This is a genomic window from Vibrio sp. AIC-3, from assembly GCF_013114515.1.
Lineage (GTDB): Bacteria > Pseudomonadota > Gammaproteobacteria > Enterobacterales > Vibrionaceae > Vibrio > Vibrio crassostreae_C.
On the sequence record NZ_VTXG01000008.1, the window covers coordinates 75,549 to 96,167 of the forward strand.

The window sequence follows — 20,619 nt, forward strand, 5'->3', positions numbered from 1 at the left end:
TAAATGTCACATTTTGAGCTGTTTTAATCTTGTTAAGGGTGTAAAACTGACTCAGGCTTGTTTACTATAGTGAACACGGTTTACTCATGTTGATTGAAGTTTACTGAAGTGAATTCTTAGAAAGTGAGTTGTAGAGCTTTTGTTCAGCTATCTATTTTTATAACGCTAACTATATAAGCCTATATAAAAGACATCACTTTTTACTATCTACTGTTTCTAATGCTGAGACCTAGCGTTAGAAGCGACTCTAAATAGAGATATAAGCGGCAGATTCGATTTGGAAAGCCTGCAACGCTTCATGGAGAATAAAATGACTCAAGAACACGCTAATCAAGACCTACTAAAAACACCTCTGCATGCGCTTCACGTTGAAGTCGGTGCAAAAATGGTTCCTTTTGCTGGCTACGACATGCCAGTTCAGTATCCACTGGGTGTAAAGAAAGAGCACTTACACACTCGTGACGCTGCTGGTCTTTTTGATGTTTCTCACATGGGGCAACTGCGTCTACACGGTGAAAATGCAGCCGCTGTTTTAGAATCTCTGGTTCCAGTAGATATTATAGACCTGCCTTCTGGTAAGCAGCGCTACGCGTTCTTTACTAATGAACAGGGCGGCATCATGGATGATCTTATGGTTGCTAACCTTGGCGATCACCTATTTGTTGTTGTGAACGCGGCTTGTAAAACACAAGATATCGACCACCTAACGGCTCACCTTCCTGCAGATGTAGAAATGGAAGTGATTGATGACCGCGCTCTATTAGCACTTCAAGGCCCTAAAGCGTCTGAAGTTCTTGCTCGTTTCCAACCAAGCGTTGCAGACATGCTGTTCATGGATGTTCAAAAAGTCGATATCGACGGCGTAGAGTGCATTGTGAGCCGCAGTGGTTACACAGGTGAAGATGGCTATGAAATCTCAGTACCGAACGATCACGCTGAAGCACTAGCGCGTAAACTAACATCAGAAGCTGAAGTAGAGTGGATTGGCCTTGGCGCACGTGATTCACTTCGTCTTGAGTGTGGCCTATGCCTATACGGCCACGACTTAGATACAACAACGACTCCAGTAGAAGCTAGCCTTCTATGGGGCATTCAAAAAGTGCGTCGTACTGACGGTGAGCGTGCTGGCGGTTTCCCAGGTGCTGATATCATCCTTGAACAAATCGCAACTAAAGACGTTCAACGCAAGCGTGTTGGTCTAGTGGGTCAAACTAAAGCGCCTGTACGTGAAGGTGCTGAACTGTTCGATGCGGAAGGAAACAAAGTAGGTGTGGTAACGAGTGGCACTGCGGGTCCTAACGCGGGTAAACCTGTTTCAATGGCATACGTGCGCACTGATCTAGCGGCTATCGGTACAGAAGTATTTGCTGAAGTTCGTGGTAAGAAGCTACCAATGACAGTAGAAAAAATGCCATTCGTACCTCAACGTTACTACCGTGGCTAATCTCTTTTAAGAGAAAACACAAACTATAACGAAAGCCTATTGTTAGCTTCTCTTTTTAGGGATGTTTAACGGTAGGCTTTTTTGTTTTTTGAAACGTATACAAGGCAGAATAGAACAATTGAAGTCAGGTTGTTAAATTCGTCTATAAATTGAGAGATGTGGCAATATCGTTACAAATACTTACTATAATGATGGTCAGTACGTGTTATGGTGTCTATTCATCAATTTTGTAAATAAGTAGTAGGGGTTACAAGGAGTTATCTATGAATGTGAATCATACAATGAGTCCAGTTCGTAAAGCCGTTTTAGGGCTTTTAGCGCCAATGATTTACACATCAAGTGTTATGGCGACAGAAAACTCGGTCGAAGTTTCTCCTGACGCGACTGTGACACCCTATATTGTGAATGGTAGCGACGCTTCAGTCACGGAATTTCCTTCGATGGCAAGCTTGTTCATTGATCGTATTGATTATGACGGTGTTTACTCAACAGGCCCTTACTGTGGTGCAACAATTTTAGATCCAACGCATATTCTAACCGCAGCGCATTGTATATACGGTAATGAAGAAGGGCAGTTGTTTACGGTTGTCGTCCCTCAACTACAAGATACTTCTCAATTCCCAAATGGAAGCATTGAAAAGGTTCGAGTCTCTGAGGTGTTTTATCCTAGTAATTATTCAAATAGCTTGAACGATTTATTACGTAATGACGTAGCCATTTTAAAACTTGAAAGTGCGCTCAACATAGATTCCGTTAATGATATTGTGAAACGACCAACTTCTGAGGGCTATCGTAGTTCTTTAGAGACGTTTACTGCTGTGGGTCACGGTGATACACGGTCTGGATTTGACGGCACTACCTTATTACAAAAAGCAAACCTCAATTATGTAGACAATGCGACTTGTAAAACGGTATTTGCTGCTGGCAATGAGTTAACAGAGAATCAAATTTGTTTCGTTGGAGATGTGGCTACTTCTGGCTTGTACGGTGGCACTTGTCAAGGTGACTCTGGAGGTCCTGTCTACTGGAAGGATGGTTCGGTTTACAGACAAGTAGGGATTACCAGCTTTGGTCCTGAAACGTGTGGTGGCAGCTCAAGAGTAACTTCGGTATTCACTGAAATCTATGACTACAGAGATTGGATTACAGATGTAACTGGTGGTGTGATAGATAGTTCTGAAACCGTTCAAATTTCGGCAACAGAAGCTAAGCGAACGGCTTATGTGAATGCACGGACTTCATCTGGTTCAGGCGGCAGTGGAGGCAGTTTGTCGTTTGGCGTGCTAGGCGCGTTGATGTTACTCGGTAGGTTTAGAAGAGCGATGTCTTGTTAGATACCCACGTCTTCATGTTAGCTAAACAAACGGCCAGTCATTCAACTATGACTGGCCGTTTTTGTTTTGTTTGTTTAAGCCGTTCAGAGGATTAGGCACAGAATTCAGTAGACGCTTTTCTACTGTACCTTTCGACAATCACATCCATCTCTTTAACTGCGTCGTTGATGCTTTGAATACCGCCTTGTGCGACACCTTTTTCATTTTGGTTCAGAGCAGAAAAGGCCTGCTTCAATTCTTTCTCTCCCAACATACTTCCGTGCAGCAGCACTTCTTTGTAAGTGAGTAGCCTATGCTGCACTGCAATAATTTCGGAGCGGGCATTGTCCGTTTCTAATGCGTGCTTAATGCAAGGAAATGCCAATTTATAACGATTCGCAATTTCCAATATGACGTCTTTCTTATTCGCAATTTGCAATTTTTCTAATTTCCCAACACTTGAATACTCAAGTTACCTAGCCTGTACGTTCACAACTGATATCAGTGTGAAGGTTTATGAAACGTAACGGTTTTATCAAGCGAATAATATGCCTTTGATGGCTTATGTAAACCATCACAAGTCAATATGGTCTGCTTCTTGCTGAATTTAGGACATAACTGTCTTTTGAGGATGAGCTTATGTCACAAGAACCCATAATATTGGCGCTGATTGAGCGTAGGAAACAAGCCAACTTGTCTCAAGAAAAGTTAGCCTCGAGTGCAGGAATGAGCTTAAAAACCTATCAAAGGATTGAACGCGGAGAGGCGGACATCAAGATGTCTCAGTATCGTTCAATCACTAGAACCTTAAAAGTGACGGATTTGGATGTGGTGCTTGATATTGTTGGCGCATCACAAGTAACAGCGGAAGATGTAGCTGCGGTCAGTCGTCTGCTGACCAGCGAAGAGCGCCTGTTGTTGATCAAGCTGATTTTGTCGGTCAAAAAGAAGCAGTAGTCTTTCTTTCAAATAAACAGCGTAATAGATCGATTCGTTAGTCAAATTGACAGATACTTCTAGGGTAATGTGTTCTCTGAGGGCATGAAGCCATCAGCTCACTCTTCCACGCAGCTGTTTGGTGGTGCTTCTTTGTTTTTTGCTTTCTAAACGTCTTTTCTGAGAGCCACGCGTCGGCTTAGTTGCTCGTCTTACTTTTTGAACCTTTGTCGCTTCCAAGATCAATTCTTTCAAGCGCACTAAAGCATCATCTCGGTTTTGTTCCTGAGTTCTATACTGTTGCGCTTTAATGATAATCACACCGTCTTTGGTGATGCGGCTATCTTTGTGTGCGAGGAGCTTTTCTTTATAGAAGTCAGGTAGGGTAGAGTGCTTGATATCAAAACGTAAATGTATCGCGCTCGATACTTTATTGACGTTCTGACCGCCGGCTCCTTGTGCTCTGATCGCTGTTAACTGGAGTTCCCAGTCTTGAATCGAAACAGAGTTAGATATTTGTAACATAAACATCCATTTTGAACGGTAATATGGCGCCATGATACTGAATATTGGTTATGGTATCAGTAACTTTATTTAAGAGTGGTAGTAGTGATGAAAATAGATTTAACGGCATATGAAGGATTAATCTTTGATATGGACGGTACGTTGATCGATACAATGCCTGCACATGTAAAGGCGTGGGAGCGAACGGCTGAAGAGTTTGGCTTTCATTTTGAAGCGTCTTGGCTGCATAGCTTAGGTGGCATGCCGAGTTATAAGATAGCCGGTGAGGTGAACAGCAAATACGGTTTATCGCTCGACCCACAAGCGGTTTCTACGTTTAAAATGGCGTCGTTTGCGGCTATCGAAGACAAAGGAGACGTTATCCCTTGTACTCACTCTCTGTTGTTAGAGCATCTGGGTAACAAGAAGATTGCAGTCGGAACGGGCAGTCAACGTAAAAGTGCCGAACAGTTACTGGATAAGACAGAGATCTTGAGTAAGCTCGATATTCTCGTGACAGCAACAGACGTTAAGAATCACAAACCAAATCCGGATACTTTCTTAGATGCGTGTTTTGGTATGGGTTTGCAGCCAAAGCAGTGTGTTGTGTTTGAAGATACGAACCTAGGTAAGCAGGCTGCTCATGCTGCGAACATGGATTGTATTCTAGTGGTAGAGGGGAACAAACTAGAGTTCTATCCTGCACCAAGCTGATTGCAAGGATTGGGTTGTTAAACCGCCAAACTAATAGCCTAGCGGAACAATACTGATTTTCTGTTAGGCGATTTCGCTCATTTCACTGTCTAGGAACAGGCACACACTGTTTCGACCTGCTGCTTTGGCTTCATAAAGTGCTAAATCGGCGCACTTGTAGTTAAGAGCAGGGTCGTTGGTCAGGTTGGTAATTCCACCACTGACCGTCACCACGTTATCGAGCTCAATACTGACTGCGATTCTCAATCTGTTAAGTACATACTCAGCTTCTTCTGTTGTGGTATGAGGCAGAATAACGCCAAACTCTTCGCCACCAATACGAGCCACAAAATCAGTTTCTCGGCACTCTCGTTGTAATACTTGAGCAACGGTTTGAATGACGCGATCTCCATAATCGTGACCAAATCTGTCGTTGATGCGTTTGAAGTGGTCTATGTCCAAAATCGCTAAACAAGACTGTTCGCGAGTAGGGTAACGATTAACACGAGAGCACTCACCTCGCAGCTCAAGATCGAATTTACGGCGGTTCCAACACCCAGCTAAGGCATCTTTTTCACTCAGGTTTCTCAGTTTGTTTTCTAGCTCTTTGTGTTTACTTATATCCACAAATGAAGCGACATAAAACTGAATCACGTCTTTCGAGTCTTTAATGGTTTGGATTCGCAATATTTCCGTGATCAAAGACCCGTCTTTACGACGATTAACCACTTCGCCTTCCCACATGCCTTTCTCTTTGATGATGCTCCACATCTTGATGTAGAACTCTTCGTTGTAGCGACCAGAGGCAAACATGGACGGTTGGCGGCCTTTTACGTCTTCTAACTCGTAGCCACTCACACGGGTGAACTCTTGGTTTACTTTGATGATTCGGTTGTTTCTGTCGGTAATCACCAAGGCAGACATGCCATTCATTGCGGCCTTAGCAAGTTGGCTCTCGATACTGTTCTTCTTGTGGTTGCTGTTCCACAATACGAAGCCAGCGGAGATCATCGAAATCAAGAAAGACAAGGTGATGATCTGAACGACGATCGCTTGTTTTTCTTGTCGGTATTGACTGCTGAACTGCTGATTTTCAATGTGAAGAACCATGTAAATAGGGCCTTCAAACTGTTTGATTTTAGGGCTGATGTCGGAATGAAAATACCAGTTCTCACCATCGAAATAGCTCGAAGATGTCTTGTCTTGAATCGCAGTCCAAAGCTCAGGGTATAACTTTGCGTAAGTCTGCTCTGAACGTGATTCAATTACATGTCCGAAAGATTCCGTAGGATCCGGCCCCATGATTATGTGTCCGGTTTTGTTGAGAATAATAGGAACAGCAGAAGATGCACCAATTTGATAGTGAAGGCGCTTATAAATCTCAAGCATGTTCAGGTTTGCGATGAAGTAACCAATAATGCGGTTGTTTTCAGCGACTGGCGTCATAATGCGTAGCGCTGGAATCAAAGGGCGAACGATCTCTCCGTTTTCGACTTCAAGATCAATACCGCGAGAGCTAATCTCACCAATCTTTAATTGCTGTAGTACCTCATAGTAATCACGCGAAGACTTGTTCTGCAGTTCACTATCTGGAACCACGATTGCTTGATTGTCTTTATAATTAACGCGAAACACTTCGTTGCCAGCTAGATCGAGGTAACGAAGCTGGGAATAGTATTTTTGGCCACGAGCTAACATCACCCAAAGATCTTGCAGGGTTTCTTTATGGATAATAGAAGGTTCTCGAATCGCTCGGAGTAGTGTTTGAGAGTCGGCGATTGAAGGAACAGAGTTAGAGATTTGCTCAACAATAACAGCGAGTTCATGAAAGCTGTATTCGATTTGATTTTGGCTAGACTGCTTAATATTTAGAGTGTGCTGAGCATCAATTCTGTCAAGTTCAGAATTGATGTAGAGGGCAGGGACTAGTCCTAGGGCAAAGATGGTACATAGAAATTGGCTGACTAGTTTTTTTATACTTGTATTCATCACTGTCCTCAAAGAATCAGCGCAATACTATATATTTTATAGGGTTTTTAATGTGATCTTGACCGAGAAGTTAAGACAAGATTCGCATATAACTACGATTTAAGTGCAACTTCTTGCACTTAAGCTTGATTGCTCAATATAGAACGATGTTCCGAAATATTAGCCAAATTAATCGCGATTAATTGCCGCTTATCTAACTAAGGACAGCTAGCTTAGGCCTACGATATTTCCATTACTATCAATATCTAACGACATGAACGCCGGTTTGTCAGGCAAGCCTGGCATGGTCATCACATTGCCGCACAACGCGTAAATAAAACCAGCACCAGCACACAATTTTAGTTCTCTAACGGGCACGTCAAATTGGATTGGTGCACCTTTTACGTGTGCTTCTGTCGAGATCGATAATGGTGTTTTTGCTAAACAAACCGATAGGTCGTTATAGCCATGCAGTTTGAATTCGGCCAGTTGTTTTTTAGCCAGTGGAGATAGCGTAATACTTGCTGCGCCATAGCCAACTTCAGCGACTGCCATCAGCTTTTCTTCTAGGCTTTGCTCTGAGTGATACAAAGGCTTAAATCCACTCTGTTTTTGGCAAGCTTTTACCACGGCGTGAGCCAGTTGAGTCGCCCCTTCGCCACCTTGACCAAATGCTTCGCTTACTTCAACGCTAACGCTTGGATCGAAGTCGGTGATCATCTGTTTCAAAGCATCGAGCTCTTGAGCTGAGTCTTGTGGGAATCGGTTAATCGCAACAACTGTAGGCACTTGGTATTGCTTAACGTTAGTGATGTGCCATTTTAGGTTCTCAAACCCTGCAACAAGCGCGTCTTGGTCATCATTAAAGATTGAATCAGGTAACGGAGTGCCCGGTCTCAAATCGTATAAACCAGAGTTAGCCTTTAATCCACGTAAGGTTGCGACAACCACAGCGCAATCGGGCTTCTTGTTCGACGCTTTCGCTTTTATGTTGCACGCTTTCTCAAAGCCCATGTCTGAGCCGAAACCACCTTCAGTTACCACAAAGTCACTCAGCTTTAACGCTATTTTATCGGCAATAATTGAAGAGTTACCATGTGCGATGTTCGCGAAAGGCCCGGCGTGAATTAGGGTAGGAACGCCTTCAAGGGTTTGCATCAATGTTGGTTCAATAGAATCCTTCATGGTCACGGTCATTGCGCCTGCAACGTTGAAGTCATCTGCGGTTAGCGGCAAGCTTTGTTTGTTGTAAGCAAGTACCACTCGTCCGATGCGCTTTCTCAAATCTTGAAGGTCATTGGCTAGAGCAAGAATGGCCATTAGTTCAGAAGCGGCTGAGATATCAAATCCATCTTCTCGCTCAAAGCCGTTAATTGTTTTGTCTGCTTCGTTCTTGCCAACCGTGATCATGCGTAATGCGCGATCATTATGGTCAAGTACACGTCGCCAAACGATTCTACTTGGGTCGATATTCAGTGCTTTTAAGCCTGAGCGCGTTTCAAAGGCGTCTAACCCTTCACGCTGTTCATGATACAAACGTGCATCAATGGCGGCGGAGGCGAGGTTGTGAGCGGCCGTAACAGCATGAATATCGCCCGTGAGATGCAGGTTTAATTGTTCCATAGGGGCAACTTGAGAGTAACCACCGCCCGCTGCGCCGCCTTTTACACCAAATACCGGGCCCATTGAAGGCTGACGAATGCAGGCCATTGCAGATTGGTTAATCTTTGCGAGGCCTTGTGCTAATCCGATAGTAGTGACGGTTTTGCCTTCACCAAGAGGTGTCGGTGTGATCGCCGTGACTACGACTAACTTACCATCTTGTTGGTTGGCGAGGCGTTCAAGTGATGTGAGAGACACTTTAGATTTGAATTGCCCTAATGGCTGATGTTCGTTGTGGTGCAGGCCAGCTTGCTTGGCAACCTCACTGATGTTTTTAAGGGGAGTAGAGCGACAAATATCAATATCAGACAGCATATTTGATCCTTATATCAGAACCGAAAGGTGGTACGTAAACGTTTGCGTGGCGATAGTACTGTATAAATTTGCCAAGTAAAGGCAAACCACACGAATTATGTGCTGGAAGATAACAGATCTAAAGAGTCATTGCGCGAGATCAAATCTTAAACGAGCAAAATATTCGATATGATTAACTTCAGCTGCCGTTATATTGGTGTTGAATACAAAAAGGGCTGCATATAGCAGCCCTTCAAGGAATGGGTAATCTCACTTGGCGTTAACCTTTAAGAGGTAACTGCCTAATATGGTCGATTAACGATCCCAGTATGTTTCTTCTAAGCTATCTTCGCGTTCAGGTAATGCACGAGAAAGGCGAGGAGAGTGCTGAGTCAACACTTCGTAGCTTACACGGTTTGCGTACTTACAAATTTGAGACAGTGAAGAGTAAGTTAGACAAGTGTGCTCGTGTTTCTCTGAGTTTGGTACATTCACGTGGTGGTAGCTATTTGCTGCCATGTCGTGAAGTAGTGCTGAAAGTGCACCATCGCCAGCGCCATTGGTATTCTTAATCTCAAGTGGGCCACCTAGGTAAGGGCCAATGTGAGAGTACACTTTTACTGGGTCTTTACAGTCTTGCTTACGCATCGCACGGCTGAATTCGTATTTATTGAACTCAGGGATGTTACCCGGTAACAATGGCAGTGTGGTTTCGCGTTTCGCTGGTTCGTCAGTGTAACCTGCCATGTATAGACCAATAGGACCTGCAGTACATAGAACTAGGTCAACCCACTCAAGTGCCTTGTTAGCAGCCAATAGAGGATCTTTTTCACCCGTTAGCGCTTCACCTTCATCTTCGTTCATCGCGACGATGGTTACGTTTTCTTTCAGGTATTCTTGCCACCATTCAGCGTTGCCTTCGATCACATACTTAGTACCAAGTGTTAGTACAACAGGCACATTGTGCGCTTTCGCGTATTCAATCGCTTTTTGTACCGCCTTTGGCATCGGATCTTCAGGTTTGCCACGCATTAGGTATGACGACACAACCAATGCAGACGCTTTCTCGAAGACTTTTTCAGGAATGCTTTCTGGAAGAAGTTGGTTCATGTGGCCTTCGTTGATTGCAAACGTACGTTCGCCATCTTCAGAAATCAGTGTGTAACAACGACCAATTGGACCATCAACAGTTTGAAGGTGGTTTAGATTCATACGAGAAGAAGTGCGGCAAAGGTAACGATAACCAAATGAGCCAACTTCAATCTTCTTAGACATTACGCCAAGCAGGACTGATTTGCTGTCCGCAAGTACGGAATAGTTGTGCAGTGTGTTGCCGATAGTATCGCCAGGATATTGATGCGTGATCAAACCGCGCTCAACTAACTCTTCATACAGCGCATCTGCTTTACTTTCTTCCAATACCAGTGAGTGACCTTTACTCAGCTCGTATTTTTCTAGGAACTCGTTGTCAACACGGGCTTCGATATCAACAATCGTTTGGCCAACACCCACAATCGTTGCGCGGTGAAGCTTAGGCGTTTGTTGAATTTGGTTGACCAACGGATCACGTGCGTGAGTTGGAAAGTAGTGCTTAGATTTACGCTGTCCAGGAAACTTCATATGAAAAATACAGTGAAAAAATTTTGCCGCATGATATCACATTTTGTTTCTGTTTCTTTCATTTTTATTACATTTTGAATCACCTGCACAATGTCTGTACAGGTGATTCAACTAACTATATGTTTGAAACTACTCGGTTGGCTGTACTAACGTCGCTGGATCAACGTAAGCCTCTGTACCCCATAGTGGAACAGTTGAAAGGCTGTGTTTGAAGCTACCTTCTGTTTCTTTGGTGGTGTAAGACAAGTAAAGCAGCGACTGATTCTCTGCATCGTAGATACGACGAACCTTCATTGTTTTAAAGAAGATACTTTTCGATTGCTTGAATACCACTTCGCCAGACTTACTCTTGTCTATTTGAGCAATCATTTCTGGTGTAATTTCACCTGTTTGACGACAAGATATAGAGCTATCACTTGGATCAGAAAGGCTAAGGTTTGCTTCGATTGATGCGATATGACAGGTAACACCCGCGATCTTATCGTCATCTAATGAAGACATCTTGATATCCTTCATTGTGAAGAAACCCAGTGAGACGTCGCCAACCTCGTTGTCCGAACAGCCAGCTAACATTGTCACGATACCTGCTGCTATTAAGGCTTTTTTCATAAGAAGTCCTTTTTATTTATATAGTTCTGTTTACTATAAGGATATTGAAAGCATGAATACGAGTGTAGAGCTTTTCGTTAAGTTCTTAAAGGATGTTGTTGGATAATGAAAAATATGAAGCATTTAAAGTACTTGTTGGCCTTGATCATGCTCTGTATGCTTTCTGCTTGTAGCTCGGCACCTCAGCCGACCGTATGTCTTCCAAATAACTGCGATATTTGGGGATACTAACCGTAGGTACTAAAAGAATGAATAACGAAATACCTGAAATTGCACACAAGAAAAACCAATGGCTATTTAGTCAGCTCGATATTGCTTACCCCGCAAAAGAGAGCCTCCTCGGCCGTGAACTTTATCAAAGCAAACTTCCATCCAAGACATACCAACTCCTAGCACAAGATCAAACTCCTTCCCAAATTGATGAACTGCATAAAGTCGATTTCCATAAATTGACCGTGCTATTTTCACTCAACCAAGCAAGCGTTTACCAAGATGAAATCGAAAGGGCACACATGCTTGAGTTCTTGAGCCAAATTATGCTTTCTGACGATCATGTATTATATATTGGTACTCAAAACGGTGAAGTTGTGGCGAGCGCTATCGTCACAGAAGCGGATGGTTCCCTATTGATCTCGGATGTCGTTGCTGGAAATGGTCAAAGTATCAACAACTTTGCTAAGCAGTTACACGATTTTTGGGCACGAGATCATGCTTCTTGCGATAAAGTGTGGATCGAGAACTAAAGATTCTTTGACAAAGCGTTAATCTAAGTACAATACCCCGTCTTATTTAAAAGGTATTGTATGTACAAGCTATTGATATCAATCGCTGTATTGTGTGTTAGCGCTTATTCTTCACTCAGCTTTGCTAACGACTGGGATATAAAACGCATCCTAGTTTTACACTCATACGAACCTTCTTATCAATGGACTGCTGACTTCCAGAAAGGGATAGACAGTGCGTTCAGCCAGTCTCAAACCGAAGTTAAACTCTCAATAGAGTATTTGGATTCTAAGCGTGTTCACAGCCGAGAGTATTACGACTCTCTCGCGAACTACTTACGTGCGAAATATGCAGGTTATAAGTTTGATGGCGTAATTGCGACGGACGATAACGCGGCCAATTTTCTTGAATCTCTGCCTAATTTGATTGATCGCTCAACACCTGTCGTTGCAGCCGGCATCAATGATTTCAGCACCGACATGTACGCGGTGTCTGACAGAGCAACTGTGCTTTACGAGAACGATCAGATAGACGTTAATATTAAGCTGATCTCCAAATTAAGACCTAATCTAAAGAATCTCTATTTTGTAAATGATTACAGTGTCACGTCTGAATTGATTCATAAAGAAATGAACAAAATGATGGCTGAATTTTCAAATATCAATCTCGTAGAAATTCGCGACTTGTCGCTGGAGCATACGAGCCAATTTTTGGAAGGGATCTCTGCGGACGATGCGGTATTGCTCAGTCATTACAACACCGAGTTAAAGCAAGGGGTTTATCACACTTACCAAGAGATTGCGGATACGTTGTCAAAAGCGAGTGCTGCTCCGGTGTTTGCTTTATGGCAGTTCTATATTTCGGGTGATGTACTCGGTGGTTACGTTAATCACTCACAAAGCATGGGTGAACAGGCCGTCGATGCGTTGGATAAATACCTTCCACTTGGTTTTACTACACCGTTAACTCCCGGAGACAACAAACGTTTTGTATTCAATTACCCTGCAATGAAGAGATACGGGATTAGTGGAAACGCGTTACCTGACGAAGCGGTTTTCATTAACGAGCCTTCATCCTTTATTCGCAAAAACTTCCAGTTGTTATTGGGGCTGTCGATGGTGATTGCGGGTTTGAGCCTGATCATCTTGATGCAATTTGTCACTCTGCGCCAAAAGAAAGAGTTGGCGAATAAGAACAAACGAATCTTAAAGCTTCAGAAACAGACCTTGAATATCCAAAAGGATATGATTCATGTTCTCGGAGAGGCAATTGAAACCCGCTCTGGCGAAACTGGTAATCACGTTAAGCGTGTAGCCAAGTTGTCTGCACTGCTTGCTAAGTATCGTGGCTTGAGCCATCGCGAGGTCGAGATGATTGAGATCATCAGCCCAATGCACGATGTGGGTAAGATTTCAGTCCCTGAATCAATCTTGGATAAACCTGGGAAATTAACCGACCAAGAGTGGGAGGTGATGAAGCTTCATACTACGGCTGGCTATAACTTACTAAAGAGCGGAGCGGGTGATATTACCAACCTCGCGGCAATCATTGCTAACGAACATCACGAGCGTTGGGATGGTGCTGGATACCCGAATGGAAAAGTGGGTGATGAAATACACCTGTTTGCTCGTATCACTGCCGTAGCCGATGTGTTTGATGCGCTGCTTAGTGCACGTTGCTACAAAGAACCGTGGCCGTTAGATATGGTGGTCGATTTGTTTGAGCGAGAGTGTGGCTACCAGTTTGATCCTCAGCTAACTAAATTGCTACTGAAACACTTATCCGAGTTTGTCGCTATCCGAGATTCGTACCCCGATACTGGAACTGTAGAATATGCGTCTTCACCTTCGCTTGAAGCTAAGGTCTTAGAAGAGTCGGTTGTTAGCTAATTGTCGCTCTATCTGAGTAGCCTATAAGCCATTTTTTTTATCGATTCACCACGATCCGGCTAGGAAGTAGTGATTTATATTTTCTCCTGAAATTGAGTAGCTTATGTAAAGCTCGCAGTATTTGGTTTCGTAGAATCTGGGTTAATTTAATGAAAACTGTTGCTTATGCTGAGCGATAAAGTGATCAACTCCATATTTCGCGAAGAGAAATAAGCCTGTATCTGCAAACTGTTACCTCAATCATCTCGCGCATTGAAAGAACACTATAGGATAAAACTTGGATTCAATCTGAGTGAGATACCTATGCGGTTAGAACAGACTAAATGTGTGATTTTCGATTGTGACGGAACACTTATCGATAGTGAAAAGCTGTGCTGCCAAGCTTTGGTGAACGTTTTCACTGGCTTTGGAGCGGAGCTAAACGTCAACGACTGCTATGCGCACTTTCAAGGCGGGAAGCTAGCCGACATCTTAATGGATACACAAGAACGTCTTGGGTTATCTATCTCGATTGATACACTTGAGCCGTTATATCGCAATGAATTACAAGCACTGTTCCAGCGTCATTTAAAACCGATGGATGGCGCTATCGAACTTATTGAATTCCTCAAACAACAAGACATCGAGTTTTGTATTGCTTCCAATGCACCGAAATCTAGGGTTGAATCTTCATTGGCGATGACAGGCATGCTAGACGACTTCAAAGGCAAAGTGTTCTCAGCTTTTGATGCTAACAGCTGGAAGCCAGAGCCTGATCTAATCATGTACACGGCCATGAACATGGGCTTTCTGCCAAATGAGTGCATCTACGTGGATGATACGTTGAAAGGGATTGAGGCTGGTGTTCGCGCGGGTATCCAATCGTTTCGATTACGCCCGAGTATTGATGAAGCAATCGTAGATCCCGAAGCCGACTCAGCAGAACTCGCGGCTCAGGATATCTACAGTTTAGAAGAAATTTCAGTTTGGATTAATGGCAAGCACTGCTCAAATGGTGGTATATCGAATTCTGCAGCTTTGGTGGGGTAGAGCTTAGTTGAAGGCTGACTACCTTACTAAATTGTTTGGTGTGGAAACCGCAAGATGCACAAGTAAACTTTTCTCCACTTTCTGAAAGCAGATACTCGTCGTGTTGGCATAAAGGGCATGTAATGTCGTCGGTGTTTGGTGTTTCTGTTTTATTCATTATGTGTCACCTGCAGCAAGGGGGTAAGCGAAAAAAGACCCGTTCAATTAGATTACTCCTAAGCTCGAATATTAGACAGTTCTGACACTTCTTAATCTCTCCTTTGCGACTTGCTTCATGGTAATTGATAATGTCATCGTTATTGACCATGGTTCTTGTAATGTTATTAAACAAAAGCCAAAAAGAAAGGACCCATTACGAGTCCTCATTAGTTTGTTTTCAATTCACGCCGCTAGTTCACCAGTTGATCCTTAAGTTCGGTAGCGTGCCAATGTCTGAGATAGAGAAACCGACGCTTCTGTTAGCCTAGATACGCCATTTGAAGAATTCTGAGCCACGTCTTTAATCACATCGGATTGGCTTCGAATATCGTTAAGCTCTGCTGCAATCGTATTGGCAACGTTACTTTGCTCATCGGCTGATGTTGCGATTTGGATACTCATGTCCATTAGTGCTTGAGCTGAATCTGCAATCGAGTTTACGTCGTGACCAATGTTTGAAATCAACTGGCTACTGGTTTGCGCTTGGTCAACCGTCTGTTCGGTGATCTTCGCGATATTTTGGCTCTCTTGCTGTAAGCGTTCAATCATCGCTTGGATTTCTACAGTAGCCGACTGAGTGCGGCTTGCCAGTGTTCTTACTTCATCAGCAACAACAGCGAAACCTCGGCCTTGCTCGCCCGCACGAGCGGCTTCAATCGCGGCATTTAAAGCAAGTAAGTTAGTTTGCTCTGAAATAGCATTGATCGTCGTGATGACCTCGTTAATTTGGCTCGTATTCACATTCAAGCTAGTAACAGAAGATGAGGTTTGCTCAATCAAAGAAGAAAGGGTGGTGATTTCCGAGATTGCCTGTTGAACCTTCGCGTGGCTATCGTTGATTTGCTGCGCGTCTTGTTCTGTTTGTTCAGTTGAGCGTGCAGAGATGTTAGAGACTTCATTTGCCGAAGCTGTCATCTGATCCATTGCTGTCGCTACAGAGTCTAGAGAGGCATTTTGGCTCATGATTTGTGTTTCGCTGCGCTTCATCTCAGTTTCGAAAGAAGCCGATGTTTCGCTTAGCGTTGCTGCACTGTGGTTTACGTTGTTGACTAACTCACTAAGCGTGTCCATTGAACGGTCAAGCGCACAACCAATCGTGCCGAACTCATCACGGCCAGGGTGGAAGCCAAGGCGTGATGTTAAGTCACCATCACCAATCTTTTGAGTCGTTGAATAAAGAACCCAAAGTGCGCCGCCTAGGAAAGTCGCTACCCAGTAACAGAAAAGACCAAAAGGCACACACCACAAAAAGCTCAGTAAGAAAGTGTACAGTGCTTGCTGCTTTTGATTCTGTATATCGTTAGTTGAAACGGTAAGTGAGTAGTAGTTGCCATCTTGTGCGAGTGCTGTGGCAGTCACCGAACCATTGTTTGAAATAGTGGTTTGTTGAGCGCGAGTTTGCTGGCTAACAGAGCGAACAGAAGCAGGGGAATCTGATGCTGATAAAATGCCTTGCAGTTGATACTCGACCTGCTGTTTTGCAGTTACGTCAATGTGTTCCATTTTGTTGACGTAGTTCAGTCCAGCTAGGCTTGCCAGAGCGGCAAAAAAGATTAAGAAAATGACCCAAAACTTGTCGTTGATCGACATCTTAATAAACAGTTTGTCTATCGTTCGAAATTGTACTTCTTTCATAAAAACTCCACGGTAAATCCTTTACCGTGGACTCTAAATAACCGACCTCAATAAAAATGTGACTTCAATCGACTAATTGTGAAAATTAATGATAGTGATATGTCATTTATGAGATCTGAATCAAGTAAATTAGTTCTGTATAGGTTTATTAGCCTAAAGAAGGCAGTAACCCTACTGAAATAAGAACTTGAATCGCAATGATAAATACGCCAACGCTACCTGCTAAAAACAACGCTTTGCTACCGCCTAACACTTGGTAACTGGCTTCTGAAGATTGTGGTTTGACAGAGAAATCAGTGTAACGAACCTTGTAGACCATCACTGTTGGTAACAGAATCGCGAGCACTGAAAGTGCAATGGCTGCGTAGCCTAAAGCCATGATGAAGCCTTGTGGGTAAAATAAGGCAAACCCCAGTGGCGGTAAGAAGGTGATAGCAGCTGTCTTAACACGTTTTGCGTTACCTAGTTTCTTGCTCAGTGAGTCGCCCATGAATTCAAATAAGCCCAAGCTCACACCAATAAAAGATGTCAGCAGTGCAAGGTCTGCAAACACACCGACGATCACGCTTAGGTTGGATTGATGAACCGTTTGCGATAGCGAGACTAATAGCGCGCCCAAGCTTGTGTCAGACAACAACTGCTCTTGGCTAATCACGCCCAAAGTAACACTTTGCCAGAAAACGTAGATAACCAGAGGCAGTGCCGAGCCAATAATCATTACCTTACGTAAAGAACGAACGTCACCATCTAGGTATCGAACAATTGATGGGATGCTGCCGTGGAAACCAAAAGAGGTAAACACAACCGGAATAGCCGCAACAATCAGGCCTTGCTGTAAAGGCATGCTCATTAAGTATTGAGAGGTAATGTTTGGCGCTAGGAAGCTGAGTACCAAAACCATCGCGATAAGCTTTAAGCCAAACAAAACGCGGTTAACTTTATCAACACTGTGTGTACCAATCGTAACAACGCCGGCAACTAATAGGGTAAATAGAAGCGTGGTGATTTGAGCATTGAGTTCGATACCCGCGATATCCGAAATTCGTTGGTTAAATTGCGCACCGCCGCCAGCTATGTATGCCGCACACAGAGCGTAGAAAAGAAACATCACCGCGAAGCTCGCAATCCACTTTCCTTTTGTTCCTAAAATGGTATGAGCTAACGTGTGTAGGGTAGCGTCAGATTCTGCGAATTGGTGAAGCTCTACCATTAATAGCGCCGTAAAGGCCATTAACGCCCATAAACCCAGCATCAAGAAAAGTGAAGTTGAAAAGCCAATACCCGCAGAAGCAAGTGGAAGAGCGAGCATGCCAGCACCAATAGTTGTGCCTGCAATGATCAAAGTACTACCAAAAACCTTTGATTTATTCATTGTATATAATTCTTTACGTTAGGGTGTGTTTTAATTGTAATTCTTCTGGCTTAAGCGCATAAACCCAAAGAATATCTCGATTATTAAGTATTCTGATTGAGTTTAATTCCAAATGCAATGCCTAATGTAATTAAAAATATGCACTGTAAATTAATATTTACATAAAGGGGCGTTGCAGCATTCAAATGAGCAAAGCAAACGTTTGACCATGACCAGCTTCAAAATTTATAGAGTAATTTGTTGTACTTGGTGTAAGGTGGCAGTACATATGTCGTTCGCGTATACCCCTTTAGCGTAAAAAAGCGTTAATGATCGCGAGTAGCTTTAAGCTATGAATATGGAATGGGTAGAGTAGAGTGCGTTCATCAAAGTGACATAATATAAGTCCAAGATGGTGCACTAGTTAATAGGACATCATGTCCACATCAAGGAATAGAGGGGGCACAATGAGTGACCAATCTTATAATGACGAAAGTCTAGAGTTGTTAGATGCTATGGAAATTGGCATTGATTTGTCTGACTATGAGCAGACAGTGAAACAGTTAGCAGAAGAGCTTTTCAAGTCTTCGAACTAAGCTTTTAAGATCTTTAATTCAGTTTCAACTGAAACGTTTTAAAGATAAAAGTTTTCTTAGCTAAAGCTTCTCAAAGCAAACAATTCTAAACTGAGCAAATCGTATTCGCTCACACGTCATACCAAAACTATCCTCATTAAAGTTCGCGAAGATAAACGAGTACGTTTACCATGTTACTTAGTTCTCGATACTTTAATGAGGTTCAATGAACTTTCTCGCACACCTTCACATCGCCAAGCACTGTAACAGCAACTTAGCAGGTAACCTGTTAGGTGATTTTGTTAAAGGCGACCCTAATAAACACTATTCTGATTCCCTTTCTGACGGTATTAGGCTTCATCGATTTGTTGATAGCTATACTGATCGTCATGATGTATCTCGTTCTGCAAAATCACTTTTCTCAGACCAAACACGACGCTTTGCGCCTATCGCACTCGATGTATTTTGGGATCACTGCTTAGCCAATCATTGGGATCAGTTTTCACAGCAGACATTAGAGCGTTTTTGTTTAGATAGCCATGAGCAGATCTTTGAACATCAAGAGCCACACTGGCCTGAAAATTTCGTTATGGTTCATCAGAAAATGGCTGAGCATAGATGGTTAGAGAGCTATCAAGACATGTCATCTATAGAGGTGGTGTTGCAGCGAATGGCGTTGAGAAGGCCTAAGCTCGGTATGCTCGAGGCATGTTACGATGACCTCGAACGTCACTATGATACGTTGCAGTGTCACTTTAATGAGCTTTATCCCAACGTTTTAGAGGAAGCTAAGCAGTTTAATGCGCTTCAAATGAAGAAAAATCAAAAGGAAAGGTAAACAGCGTAATGCAGGTTTGCTACAATCCGCGCCTATTTAATCTTTGAGCATCATACTATGTCTGAATCTACAAAATCTTTTAACCAACTAGGATTATCTGAGCATCTTCTTGCCACGTTGTCTGAGCTTAATTTTACGGCTCCTACCAGTGTTCAAGAACAAGCAATTCCATTGGTATTAGAAGGCAAAGATGTACTGGCTGGTGCTCAAACGGGTACAGGTAAAACGGCTGCGTTTGGTTTACCGATTATTCAAAGATTAATCGAGACAAAAGACAACGTTATTCCGAACCCTAAGCTCGTTCGTGCGCTTGTATTAGTGCCAACTCGTGAATTGGCACAACAGGTTTTCGATAACTTAACTAGCTACGCAAAGGGCACCGACATTAAAGTCGTGGTGGCTTACGGCGGCGTTAGCATGAAGGTGCAAACTGATAACTTACGCGGTGGCGCAGATATTCTTGTCGCGACGCCTGGTCGTCTTATTGATCACATGTTCACTAGAAACATCATGTTGAGCCAAACGGAAGTACTGGTACTGGATGAAGCTGACCGTATGTTAGATATGGGCTTCATGCCTGACATCAAGCGTATTCTTTCTCGCATGAACGAAGTGCGTCAAACTCTGTTCTTCTCTGCAACGTTTGATAACAAAATCAAAGCGATTGCACACCGTATGATGCAGAAGCCAAGTGAAATCCAAGTTACGCCAAAAAACAGCACCGCTGAAACCGTAACACAGATGGTTTACCCGGTAGATAAGTCGCGTAAAAGTGAGCTATTAGCGTATTTGATTGGTTCAAAAAACTGGCAACAAGTGTTGGTGTTCACAAAGACTAAGCAGGGCACTGATGCTCTCGTTAAAGAGCTTAAGTTAGACGGCATTAAAGCGGCATCAATCAATGGCGATAAGAGCCAAGGTGCGCGTCAAAAAGCCCTAGACGATTTCAAGTCAGGAAAAGTTCGTGCGTTGATCGCAACCGACGTGGCAGCTCGTGGTATTGATATTCAGCAGCTAGAACAAGTTGTGAACTATGACATGCCATTTAAAGCAGAAGATTATGTTCACCGCATCGGACGTACTGGCCGTGCGGGTAACAGCGGCTTAGCGATCTCTTTGATGAGTCAGGATGAAGCTTACCTATTGGGTGACATTGAGCGATTACTTGATACGCGCTTGCCTCAAGAGTGGCTAGAGGGCTTTGAACCAAGCCTTGAAAAAGATCTAGCGCCCGATCGTGGTGGTCGCAGCAAGAGCCGTTCATCAGAAAAACGTAAGATGAAAGCGAAGCTTAAGATTCACCAAAACCGCGGTAAAGCACGTCGTTAACAAGCTGGA

General features: G+C 43.3%; 18 protein-coding genes. 10 read left to right on the forward strand and 8 right to left on the reverse strand.

The genetic code is table 11. The features are described from left to right. The first annotated feature begins 310 nt into the window (after window positions 1–310). Window positions 311–1,444 carry a glycine cleavage system aminomethyltransferase GcvT gene (gene gcvT, locus F0229_RS08035; protein WP_102331907.1) on the forward strand — a complete coding sequence of 378 codons (1,134 nt, stop codon included), beginning with the start codon at window positions 311–313 and terminating at the stop codon, window positions 1,442–1,444. Between the two features lie 263 nt (window positions 1,445–1,707). Next, entirely contained in the window at window positions 1,708–2,778 is a 1,071-nt protein-coding gene (locus F0229_RS08040) for a trypsin-like serine protease (protein ID WP_171732596.1), read from the forward strand. Window positions 2,779–2,869: 91 nt separating this feature from the next. Here the strand turns inward: F0229_RS08040 and F0229_RS08045 are convergent, their stop codons facing one another. Then, on the reverse strand, window positions 2,870–3,196 hold the full coding sequence (locus F0229_RS08045; RefSeq protein ID WP_171732597.1) for a hypothetical protein: 327 nt from the start codon (window positions 3,194–3,196) through the stop codon (window positions 2,870–2,872). Between the two features lie 200 nt (window positions 3,197–3,396). Between F0229_RS08045 and F0229_RS08050 the strand changes: the two genes are divergently transcribed. Then, window positions 3,397–3,714, forward strand: a complete 318-nt coding sequence (locus F0229_RS08050) for a helix-turn-helix transcriptional regulator (RefSeq protein ID WP_017059843.1) — start codon at window positions 3,397–3,399, stop codon at window positions 3,712–3,714. 93 nt (window positions 3,715–3,807) lie between these two features. On the opposite strand, the gene arfB is transcribed toward F0229_RS08050, so the two are convergent. Next, the gene (arfB, locus tag F0229_RS08055; protein WP_017059842.1) at window positions 3,808–4,218 is read right to left on the reverse strand and encodes an alternative ribosome rescue aminoacyl-tRNA hydrolase ArfB; all 411 of its coding nucleotides are present in this window, start codon (window positions 4,216–4,218) and stop codon (window positions 3,808–3,810) included. A gap of 87 nt (window positions 4,219–4,305) precedes the next feature. On the opposite strand from arfB, the gene F0229_RS08060 reads away from it, so the two are divergent. Beyond that, window positions 4,306–4,911: a beta-phosphoglucomutase family hydrolase gene (locus F0229_RS08060; protein WP_017069882.1), complete on the forward strand. Its 606-nt coding sequence runs from the start codon at window positions 4,306–4,308 to the stop codon at window positions 4,909–4,911. Window positions 4,912–4,974: 63 nt separating this feature from the next. Here the strand turns inward: F0229_RS08060 and F0229_RS08065 are convergent, their stop codons facing one another. From F0229_RS08065 to F0229_RS08080, 4 genes are all read right to left on the reverse strand, one after another. Then, window positions 4,975–6,879, reverse strand: coding sequence for a diguanylate cyclase (locus F0229_RS08065; protein WP_171732598.1), 1,905 nt, complete (start codon window positions 6,877–6,879; stop codon window positions 4,975–4,977). A 207-nt stretch (window positions 6,880–7,086) separates the two neighbouring features. Next, entirely contained in the window at window positions 7,087–8,835 is a 1,749-nt protein-coding gene (locus F0229_RS08070; RefSeq protein WP_171732599.1) for a formate--tetrahydrofolate ligase, read from the reverse strand. Window positions 8,836–9,129: 294 nt separating this feature from the next. Further along, on the reverse strand, window positions 9,130–10,434 hold the full coding sequence (locus F0229_RS08075) for an inosine/guanosine kinase (RefSeq protein WP_017069885.1): 1,305 nt from the start codon (window positions 10,432–10,434) through the stop codon (window positions 9,130–9,132). A gap of 129 nt (window positions 10,435–10,563) precedes the next feature. Beyond that, complete coding sequence (locus tag F0229_RS08080; protein ID WP_017064645.1) at window positions 10,564–11,043, reverse strand: CreA family protein; 480 nt, start codon at window positions 11,041–11,043, stop codon at window positions 10,564–10,566. A 248-nt stretch (window positions 11,044–11,291) separates the two neighbouring features. On the opposite strand from F0229_RS08080, the gene F0229_RS08085 reads away from it, so the two are divergent. From F0229_RS08085 to F0229_RS08095, 3 genes are all read left to right on the forward strand, one after another. Further along, the gene (locus F0229_RS08085) at window positions 11,292–11,786 is read left to right on the forward strand and encodes a hypothetical protein (protein ID WP_171732600.1); all 495 of its coding nucleotides are present in this window, start codon (window positions 11,292–11,294) and stop codon (window positions 11,784–11,786) included. A 60-nt stretch (window positions 11,787–11,846) separates the two neighbouring features. Continuing rightward, on the forward strand, window positions 11,847–13,655 hold the full coding sequence (locus tag F0229_RS08090) for an HD domain-containing phosphohydrolase (RefSeq protein ID WP_171732601.1): 1,809 nt from the start codon (window positions 11,847–11,849) through the stop codon (window positions 13,653–13,655). A gap of 303 nt (window positions 13,656–13,958) precedes the next feature. Then, complete coding sequence (locus F0229_RS08095) at window positions 13,959–14,684, forward strand: HAD-IA family hydrolase (protein ID WP_017059834.1); 726 nt, start codon at window positions 13,959–13,961, stop codon at window positions 14,682–14,684. Window positions 14,685–15,092: 408 nt separating this feature from the next. On the opposite strand, the gene F0229_RS08100 is transcribed toward F0229_RS08095, so the two are convergent. Together F0229_RS08100 and F0229_RS08105 are read right to left on the reverse strand one after the other, a co-directional pair. After that, window positions 15,093–16,517, reverse strand: a complete 1,425-nt coding sequence (locus tag F0229_RS08100; RefSeq protein WP_017072169.1) for a methyl-accepting chemotaxis protein — start codon at window positions 16,515–16,517, stop codon at window positions 15,093–15,095. Between the two features lie 148 nt (window positions 16,518–16,665). Next, entirely contained in the window at window positions 16,666–17,889 is a 1,224-nt protein-coding gene (locus F0229_RS08105) for an aromatic amino acid transport family protein (protein ID WP_017059832.1), read from the reverse strand. Window positions 17,890–18,335: 446 nt separating this feature from the next. Between F0229_RS08105 and F0229_RS21970 the strand changes: the two genes are divergently transcribed. From F0229_RS21970 to F0229_RS08115, 3 genes are all read left to right on the forward strand, one after another. Beyond that, entirely contained in the window at window positions 18,336–18,464 is a 129-nt protein-coding gene (locus tag F0229_RS21970) for a hypothetical protein (protein ID WP_017059831.1), read from the forward strand. 205 nt (window positions 18,465–18,669) lie between these two features. After that, window positions 18,670–19,281: an ACP phosphodiesterase gene (locus tag F0229_RS08110; RefSeq protein WP_017059830.1), complete on the forward strand. Its 612-nt coding sequence runs from the start codon at window positions 18,670–18,672 to the stop codon at window positions 19,279–19,281. A 57-nt stretch (window positions 19,282–19,338) separates the two neighbouring features. Further along, window positions 19,339–20,610 carry a DEAD/DEAH box helicase gene (locus F0229_RS08115; protein ID WP_017059829.1) on the forward strand — a complete coding sequence of 424 codons (1,272 nt, stop codon included), beginning with the start codon at window positions 19,339–19,341 and terminating at the stop codon, window positions 20,608–20,610. Window positions 20,611–20,619: the final 9 nt, after the last annotated feature.

Coding starts and splice junctions, on each gene's coding strand:
- gcvT (WP_102331907.1), top strand. CDS start 311: ATGACTCAAGAACACGCTAATCAAGACCTACTAAAAACACCTCTGCAT.
- F0229_RS08040 (WP_171732596.1), top strand. CDS start 1,708: ATGAATGTGAATCATACAATGAGTCCAGTTCGTAAAGCCGTTTTAGGG.
- F0229_RS08050 (WP_017059843.1), top strand. CDS start 3,397: ATGTCACAAGAACCCATAATATTGGCGCTGATTGAGCGTAGGAAACAA.
- arfB (WP_017059842.1), bottom strand. CDS start 4,218: ATGTTACAAATATCTAACTCTGTTTCGATTCAAGACTGGGAACTCCAG.
- F0229_RS08060 (WP_017069882.1), top strand. CDS start 4,306: ATGAAAATAGATTTAACGGCATATGAAGGATTAATCTTTGATATGGAC.
- F0229_RS08065 (WP_171732598.1), bottom strand. CDS start 6,879: ATGAATACAAGTATAAAAAAACTAGTCAGCCAATTTCTATGTACCATC.
- F0229_RS08070 (WP_171732599.1), bottom strand. CDS start 8,835: ATGCTGTCTGATATTGATATTTGTCGCTCTACTCCCCTTAAAAACATC.
- F0229_RS08075 (WP_017069885.1), bottom strand. CDS start 10,434: ATGAAGTTTCCTGGACAGCGTAAATCTAAGCACTACTTTCCAACTCAC.
- F0229_RS08080 (WP_017064645.1), bottom strand. CDS start 11,043: ATGAAAAAAGCCTTAATAGCAGCAGGTATCGTGACAATGTTAGCTGGC.
- F0229_RS08085 (WP_171732600.1), top strand. CDS start 11,292: ATGAATAACGAAATACCTGAAATTGCACACAAGAAAAACCAATGGCTA.
- F0229_RS08090 (WP_171732601.1), top strand. CDS start 11,847: ATGTACAAGCTATTGATATCAATCGCTGTATTGTGTGTTAGCGCTTAT.
- F0229_RS08095 (WP_017059834.1), top strand. CDS start 13,959: ATGCGGTTAGAACAGACTAAATGTGTGATTTTCGATTGTGACGGAACA.
- F0229_RS08100 (WP_017072169.1), bottom strand. CDS start 16,517: ATGAAAGAAGTACAATTTCGAACGATAGACAAACTGTTTATTAAGATG.
- F0229_RS08105 (WP_017059832.1), bottom strand. CDS start 17,889: ATGAATAAATCAAAGGTTTTTGGTAGTACTTTGATCATTGCAGGCACA.
- F0229_RS21970 (WP_017059831.1), top strand. CDS start 18,336: ATGAGTGACCAATCTTATAATGACGAAAGTCTAGAGTTGTTAGATGCT.
- F0229_RS08110 (WP_017059830.1), top strand. CDS start 18,670: ATGAACTTTCTCGCACACCTTCACATCGCCAAGCACTGTAACAGCAAC.
- F0229_RS08115 (WP_017059829.1), top strand. CDS start 19,339: ATGTCTGAATCTACAAAATCTTTTAACCAACTAGGATTATCTGAGCAT.